The 6,635-nt window shown below is 63.5% G+C and carries 8 protein-coding genes; 4 read left to right on the forward strand and 4 right to left on the reverse strand.

Annotation, left to right across the window (positions count from 1 at the left end; translation table 11 throughout):
* Positions 1-307: 307 nt before the first annotated feature.
* Complete coding sequence (locus ACLP4W_RS30365; protein WP_442391337.1) at positions 308-790, reverse strand: hypothetical protein; 483 nt, start codon at positions 788-790, stop codon at positions 308-310.
* A 29-nt stretch (positions 791-819) separates the two neighbouring features.
* Between ACLP4W_RS30365 and ACLP4W_RS30370 the strand changes: the two genes are divergently transcribed.
* Positions 820-1,428 (forward strand): cytochrome P450, encoded by a 609-nt coding sequence (locus ACLP4W_RS30370; protein ID WP_442391351.1) that lies wholly within the window; start codon positions 820-822, stop codon positions 1,426-1,428.
* Positions 1,429-1,558: 130 nt separating this feature from the next.
* On the opposite strand, the gene ACLP4W_RS30375 is transcribed toward ACLP4W_RS30370, so the two are convergent.
* Together ACLP4W_RS30375 and ACLP4W_RS30380 are read right to left on the reverse strand one after the other, a co-directional pair.
* Entirely contained in the window at positions 1,559-1,843 is a 285-nt protein-coding gene (locus ACLP4W_RS30375) for a class I SAM-dependent methyltransferase (RefSeq protein ID WP_442391339.1), read from the reverse strand.
* A 270-nt stretch (positions 1,844-2,113) separates the two neighbouring features.
* Positions 2,114-2,533: a limonene-1,2-epoxide hydrolase family protein gene (locus tag ACLP4W_RS30380; RefSeq protein WP_442391341.1), complete on the reverse strand. Its 420-nt coding sequence runs from the start codon at positions 2,531-2,533 to the stop codon at positions 2,114-2,116.
* A 111-nt stretch (positions 2,534-2,644) separates the two neighbouring features.
* Between ACLP4W_RS30380 and ACLP4W_RS30385 the strand changes: the two genes are divergently transcribed.
* On the forward strand, positions 2,645-3,271 hold the full coding sequence (locus ACLP4W_RS30385) for a helix-turn-helix domain-containing protein (protein WP_442391343.1): 627 nt from the start codon (positions 2,645-2,647) through the stop codon (positions 3,269-3,271).
* A gap of 576 nt (positions 3,272-3,847) precedes the next feature.
* Here the strand turns inward: ACLP4W_RS30385 and ACLP4W_RS30390 are convergent.
* Complete coding sequence (locus ACLP4W_RS30390; protein ID WP_442391345.1) at positions 3,848-4,201, reverse strand: phospholipase D-like domain-containing protein; 354 nt, start codon at positions 4,199-4,201, stop codon at positions 3,848-3,850.
* A gap of 272 nt (positions 4,202-4,473) precedes the next feature.
* Here ACLP4W_RS30390 and ACLP4W_RS30395 point away from each other — a divergent pair, with 272 nt between their 5' ends.
* Together ACLP4W_RS30395 and ACLP4W_RS30400 are read left to right on the forward strand one after the other, a co-directional pair.
* Positions 4,474-5,805 (forward strand): NRAMP family divalent metal transporter, encoded by a 1,332-nt coding sequence (locus ACLP4W_RS30395; protein ID WP_442391347.1) that lies wholly within the window; start codon positions 4,474-4,476, stop codon positions 5,803-5,805.
* A 32-nt stretch (positions 5,806-5,837) separates the two neighbouring features.
* Positions 5,838-6,050 carry a hypothetical protein gene (locus ACLP4W_RS30400; protein WP_442391349.1) on the forward strand — a complete coding sequence of 71 codons (213 nt, stop codon included), beginning with the start codon at positions 5,838-5,840 and terminating at the stop codon, positions 6,048-6,050.
* Positions 6,051-6,635: the final 585 nt, after the last annotated feature.

The following is a 6,635-nucleotide window of genomic DNA, read 5'->3' on the forward strand; positions in this document are numbered from 1 at the left end:
CCCTCCCCGTGGCGGCAAGGGCCAAGCCGCGCCGCATCGAGATCAGCCACGGGGCACGTGAGGAAACAAAGATCGTCGAGCCCAGCGACTCATCCGACCAGCACACCACGACCTAACCTCTCTTCACTGACAAGGTCCAGGCGGATCATGCCGGCGTTGTCCAACGCCGGCCAGCCATCGCGTCGATGCGCCTACCGGGTAACGGAATCAGCCCAAGCATCGGCACATCGGACTGCAGCCACCGTGTGACATGCGCACCGCAGATACTCCGTAACCGGCCCCGTTGGGTACATGGGGGCCGGCGGTTTCAGGAGCGGAGGTATCCGTGCGCGCTGATCAGCGGGAGATCGAGATAGGTGATGATTCCGGGCTTCGCCGCGCACACCGCGGGGATCGCCTGCACGGCGGGCATGGCGGTGGCGACCATGCCGAGGACCATGAAATCGTCCATCGTCTTTCCGTCGAAATCGGGCGGGGGGAGTATGTCGAACCGCAGTTTTGCGCTGGGCATCCCGGTGACCTCGGCGACATAGCCGTGTTTGACCTTCCAGTCCGGCTGCAGTGTCGTTCCTTTGCGCCATCGCACGGTGAGTTCGATGATCACGCGGCTGTCGAGCAGTCCTTGCCACGTCGCCGTGACTCCCGCCACGCAGCCGGCAGGGATGGTCCATGAGCCGAGGTCGAGATCTTCGGTGGTTTGGGCGAATTCAGCCTCGCAGCGGACTTCATCAAGTTCGATACCCACGGCCCTGGGCACGCTGGGCAGCGACCTGGGCTGCGCTGCGTGCACGCGCCGAGCTGACCGAATTTCTTCTCGGCATACTTGCCGACCGCCACCGAACACCACAGTCGGACCTCGTCTCCGCGCTTGTCGCCGAAGGCAGCCAACTCAGCGAGGAGGAAGTTCTGTCATTTCTGCGGTTGCTCTTTCCTGCCGGGACGCACAACACGACCAACGGTCTCAGCTCGCTGATTTACGCCATGCTGACCGTTGACGGCGTGCAGGAACGCCTTCGCGCTGATCGTGAGGTCAGACGCGCCGCGGTGGAAGAAGCTATTCGCTGGGAGCCGCCGGTGGCGAATTTGCCGCGAAAGGCCGGCGCCGAGGGCACCGAGCTCGGCGGTGTGCAGATTCCGCCCCACGCGTCGATGATCTACTCGTTCGCTGCAGCGAATCGAGACCCGGCGGCGTTCCGCAAACCCAACGAATTTGACCTCGATCGCCAACTCAACCGCAGCCTGACGTTCGGTTTCGGTGAGCACCACTGCATCGGCGCCTGGCTTGCCAGGGAGCAGCTGCACGTAGCGCTCGACCTCATCCTGGATCACACCACAGACATTCGGCTGACCGATGCCCCCGCCGCCGCGCCGCTAGGATCCACCTTGCGAGGACCCCGCGCCCTTCCGGTGAAAATTGCTTGGGCATGAGCTGAATCGGCAATTCGGCCAGTGCGTCCCACCGCCGCTCCAAAGTCGTTGCCTGGCAGCCATCGCAGCCATCGCATTCGCCTGAGCCCGGGCGACATGAGCTGTTCCCATAACGTCGCGGACGGTCATCTCAACCACCGTCTCTCTCTTCCGCCGGCGTCCTCTGCCGGGTGTCGTCCTCGGGACCCATCCAGGAAAGATCGCCCTGCGCCATCGTCTGCCAACCCGGCTCGTTTACCGCCGCCACCAGCACGGCGGCGAACTCGTCACGAACCAGGGCGTTTTCTTGCGCCGTTTCTGCGGCACGCTGCGCGGCGACGGCCAGCGCCGTAGTCCCGAGATTGGTCGTAATGCCCCAACTTTTGCGTGAAGTGATCGTTGGCATCTCGGGTGTCACACCGTCGTTCGCGTTCATCACTTGGTTGCCCGTTCAGACGTGAGTCGGCGGACGATGGCGAGTTGTCTTCCATCGCGTCCGGGTGCCCACACGGCCACCACGGCAGCAGACGATGAGCAACCAGATTCTTGCTCGCCCCGATACGTCGCTTGATTGTGAACCGTGAGCGTTGGCGGCTGGATCAGAAGGCCTTTGGCGAACCTCGTCCGTCGTTGCGTCGGCGTTCACTGTTATGTGCTCTCCTCGATCTGGTACGTCAACGGCGAACAATGCCTCGCCATACTGCTTCTAGGGATGAGATGCGGCTGGCACAAGCGCGCTGATGTCCTCGCCTTGAAGGAGTTTGACCGTCAAGCTGACGTCGAAGTAGTCCGTCCAGCGGGTGATCTTGCCGTCATCGCCGACGATGAATGTGCCCATCACCGGAACCCCTGGCTTGGCTCCGTCGGGCGTCTGGATGTAATCAAGCCGTTCAGTCAAAACGACTGGACCGTCACTGGCGATGTTCACGATTTCGAATGCGTAGGCGTCGGGAAACATGGAGAACTGCGCTCCCATGTTCTCCACGATGGCGTCCACTCCAGTCGAGGCCGGCATGCCGACGTTCTGATACACGGCGTCCTCAGCCAGGAGTGGGCGCAACGCCTCCGGATCCCGTCGCTTCATCAGAGCGCAGAACTCACGGACAACATCGACAGGATTAGGCATAGCGAACCTCCACGTCAGGTAGGCAACGGCAGTTGACACCGCTCACATATGACCTGTATGCGACATGCGGACTGTATGTGACCTACATCCTGTATGCAATAGGCTGGGGCGATGCCGCAGGGTGAGGAACGACTCGACCTAAAGGCGCGACGTGCTGCGCTGGCCGAGGCAACTTGCGCCGCACTCGTGGACGCCGCCCGGCGACTGTTCGTCGAGAAGGGGTATCACCGCACCGGCACAGAAGAAGTGGTTGCCGAGGCCGGAGTGGGAACACGGGGCGCGCTCTACCATCATTTCGCCGATAAGCAGGCGCTCTTCGAGGCAGTGTTTATCAGCGTCGAAGAGGACTTGGTCATGGAAGCCGCCAAGAACCTGGCGGACCCAGCGGACGGGGCATTAAATCAACTGCGGCAGGGGCTAATCGGATTTCTCGACGCTTCCCTCACGCCCCATGTCCAGCGGATTCTCCTCATCGACGGACCAGCTGTGCTGGGCTGGGTGAGGTGGCGCGAACTCGAAAGCCTTTATGGATTGGGAGCTATCCGCGCCATGCTTGAGCGCGCCGTGGAAGAAGGCGACCTTGCGGTGGGACAACCGGTCGATGCTCTGGCGCATGTCCTTCTCGCTGCTGCCGATGAGACGGCCCTGTTCATCGCAAATGCATCCGATCAGCATTCGGCGCGCGACGAGGGCGTCCATGCGCTGAACACCCTGCTCGACGGACTGCGAGCGAAGTAGTCACGGCCGCGTGACCACCCCCGCGATTTGCTCGGTCGACTCGCGCCAGCCGAGCGCCCGCCAATACGTACCGTCGAACGGAGGTATTGCAGGCCGCGAACGTGGTCATCGCCACGTCTGCGCGGCGTGCGACGGACTTCTGAGACTCTTGAAACTCGTCTGTTTCGAGACAGCCGATCGCCAAGTGCGAGCGGCGGTGGGTCCAACGCAGGCTAGGCTCGCTGGCCGACCTCGTCTCCCGCGGCCTGACCTTCGACGACGGGCTAAACCCGTCGGTGGCGACGGGGCCTGTGACGCTGCGCATCGATCGCCTCCTCCACGCCGCGATGGCGGAGTATCGGGGAGCGGGCTGCTGGTGATACACGTACGATTGCGCAGCGTCTACGCGAGCCGCCTCGATCGAATACTCCCAACCATCTGTTTCGGCGTGCCGCGCACCAGACCAAGCTCCAGCTCCACCGACTGAAGACGAGCCCAGTCAAACAACGGGGTAACGAGCACTGTCAGCGGCATGCCGCCGACAGTTTGACCAGCGAATTTACACGCCTCTAGCGTCGGACCGCCGGATAACTGGTGTTAGATCACGCCGGTGGGGGCCCATTTCACGTCCACGCCGGCGTCGCTGAGTTCTTGGAAGGCCTCGGCGTTGGTGTCGTGGCCGTGGAATGCGGCATCGAGAATGACCTTGGTGTCCACGCCTCGACGATGTGCGTCAATGAGTGCGTTTACCGCGGCGGGATCGGTGAGTTCATACATAGTGATGCGTACCGAGCGGGCCGCGCCGCTGATGAGACCGATGATCGGGGAGTAACCTGCGTCGGGCTCCTGAATCAATTGATAGTTCGCATCAGCCGCGTGTGCGCGCGGCACCGTGGAAGTAGTCAAGGCAGGGCAGCCACAGCACGTCACGGCCAGCGCGACGGTTGCCATAGCGACCACTGTGAGCGCTTTCCGCGCGGCGATAGCTATGAGCCGCTGAGCCCGATCCTATTGGGGCCCACAGGGGACTATGAGCACTATGGCGCGCCGCTCGTGTCGTCGCGGCCGGCGCGGATGCACGCCGCGCTTTCCAAAACTCGCAACCTGGAACGAGCGCGCTTAAGCCATAGACAGAATGAGTTCGGCACGGCACACTTTTGTATCCGGTTGACCGAACTCCGGCCCCTGGTGATGACTTCGATTGGTCAGGAGGTGGCCGGATCGTGGTGCTAACCGACGAGGACCGGGCGCGGTCAAATGACCGGGCCCGTGTCGAGTTGGCCCGCCGCATGGGACGGCGTCACACGCTGGCCTGGTTGCTCGTCGGGCCAGGGGTGTTGGTGATGCTCGGCGAAAACGACGGGCCGAGCATGATTTCCTACACCACCGCCGGCGCGGTATACGGGCTGGGCTTCTTCCTGCCCTTCACGGTGGTGTTGTTCGCGATGGCCTACGTGTGCCAGGAGATCTGTATGCGGGTCGGTGCAGTGACCCACCGCGGCTACGGCGAGCTCGTGTTGCAGCGCTACGGCCCGGTGTGGGGCTGGTTCGGTGCCACCGATCTCGCGGTAACCAACCTGGTGACACTGGTATCAGAGTTCGTCGCGATCCGGGTCGGGTTGGCCTACTTCGGAATCGGCGCGCCAATAGCCGCGATCGGCGGGGTGGCGCTGGTCGCGGTAGCTGCCGGCACCGGTCGCTATCACCGCTGGGAGCGCGTCGCGCTCGGGCTTGCGGTGTTCAACGCGCTTTTTTTGGTGGCCGCCGTACTCAGCCGCCCAAGCTGGTCGGAGGTCGGGCACGCGCTGGCGACGTTCACCCCACTGCCGACCGGCGCGACCAACACGATTCTGCTGCTGCTGGCTTCGACCATTGGCGCCACCGTCACCCCGTGGATGATCTTTTTCCAGCAAAGCGCCGCGGCCGACAAGGGCATCACCCACCGCGACCTCGGTCACGGGCGCCTGGACACCGCCGTCGGTGCCATCCTCGCGGCGGTGTTCGGCTGCGGCGCGCTGATCGCCGGCGCCGCGCTGGCTGGCCGCGGCGGCGACACCATCCAGGGCCTGGCTGGTGCAGGCTTCCCAGCAGCCTTAGCGGGAGTATCCGGACACACCGTCGCGACGATATTCGCGCTGGGGCTCGTCGAGGCCGGCGCAGTGGCGGTGTTGACCATTTCCGCCTCCACTGCCTACGCGGCCGCCGAATGCGTCGGCGTGGCTCACAGCTTCAACATCGACCCCCGCCGCGCGCGACTGTTCCTCGCAGTCAACATCGCCGCCGCGCTCGTGGGCGCCGCGGTGATCCTAATTCCGCACGCCCCGCTGCTGGCGATCGCGCTCAACGCCAACGTCTTGGCCACCGTGCTGCTGCCGGTGACGCTCATCTTCCTGATGATGCTGGCCAATGACCGCACCTTGATGGGACGCCATGCCAACCGCCCGATCAACAACATTGTCGCCGGTGTGATCGTGGCCTTGATCACTCTCGCCGCGCTGGCCTACGCCATCGACTCGTTCTTACAGTCCATCCACTGGCTGCCGGCCAATTCGTAGGGAACGCCTCGACGATACCGAAGGGACCACCCATGCCGAGCCCTGACAAGCACCGCGTGATCCACCCGACGGGCGATGTTCTTGACATCCTTGAGACGGGCCAACTGACCGAAAATCGTCGCACCCCAGTACCGCGCGCTCAGCTGGGCCCCGGCGCACAGGCCGCCCTATGGGTACTGCGGATCACCGTGCTACTGCTGGTCTTCATGGTCGGCTATACCTTCATCACCCAGCTGTGGCCGTGACCGACTTCGGGGGCTAAACACCGAGGCGATGGTCGACCACAGTAGAGATCCAATCTTGGTTTGTTCTGGTCGGCGCCGCGCGCCGCGAGCGGCGCCTGCAGCATCTGCGAATTCCGGGGCGCGGCCGGCGGCAGTTACATGAACGCCGACAACCGATTCTGCAGCCATCGCATAGAATCCCAAAACACAAGCGAGCGGAACCCACATCAGGCCACTGTCACACCGCTCCCGGGACGCCACCTTGGCCAGGTAGACCACCTCGACGAGCCCTGCGTTAGACGAGTCCCCGAACGTCATCAGGTTCCAATTCTTCGACAACACGCAAGGCACCATCTTCTACATCGATCGCCATGACTTTCCGGCGGCACGCTCATGAGGGCCAATATCGGTCAGCGTGAAAGTTTCCTCGTCGGCGTTCGCAGCCCGCCACGCCTGATCCTCCTGCGACAACAGCTAGGCCGAAGTTACGGCAGCTGAAATAGGTGAATCCCGGGGTGACCTGGGGATTGGCTGGTTTCGTGGGGTGGTTGTTCTGGCTACGCGGCGGCGGTGAGCGGTATCGGGGTGTCGAGCAGGTCGAAGGCG

The sequence above is a fragment of the Mycobacterium sp. genome (assembly GCF_052145595.1).
Lineage (GTDB): Bacteria > Actinomycetota > Actinomycetes > Mycobacteriales > Mycobacteriaceae > Mycobacterium.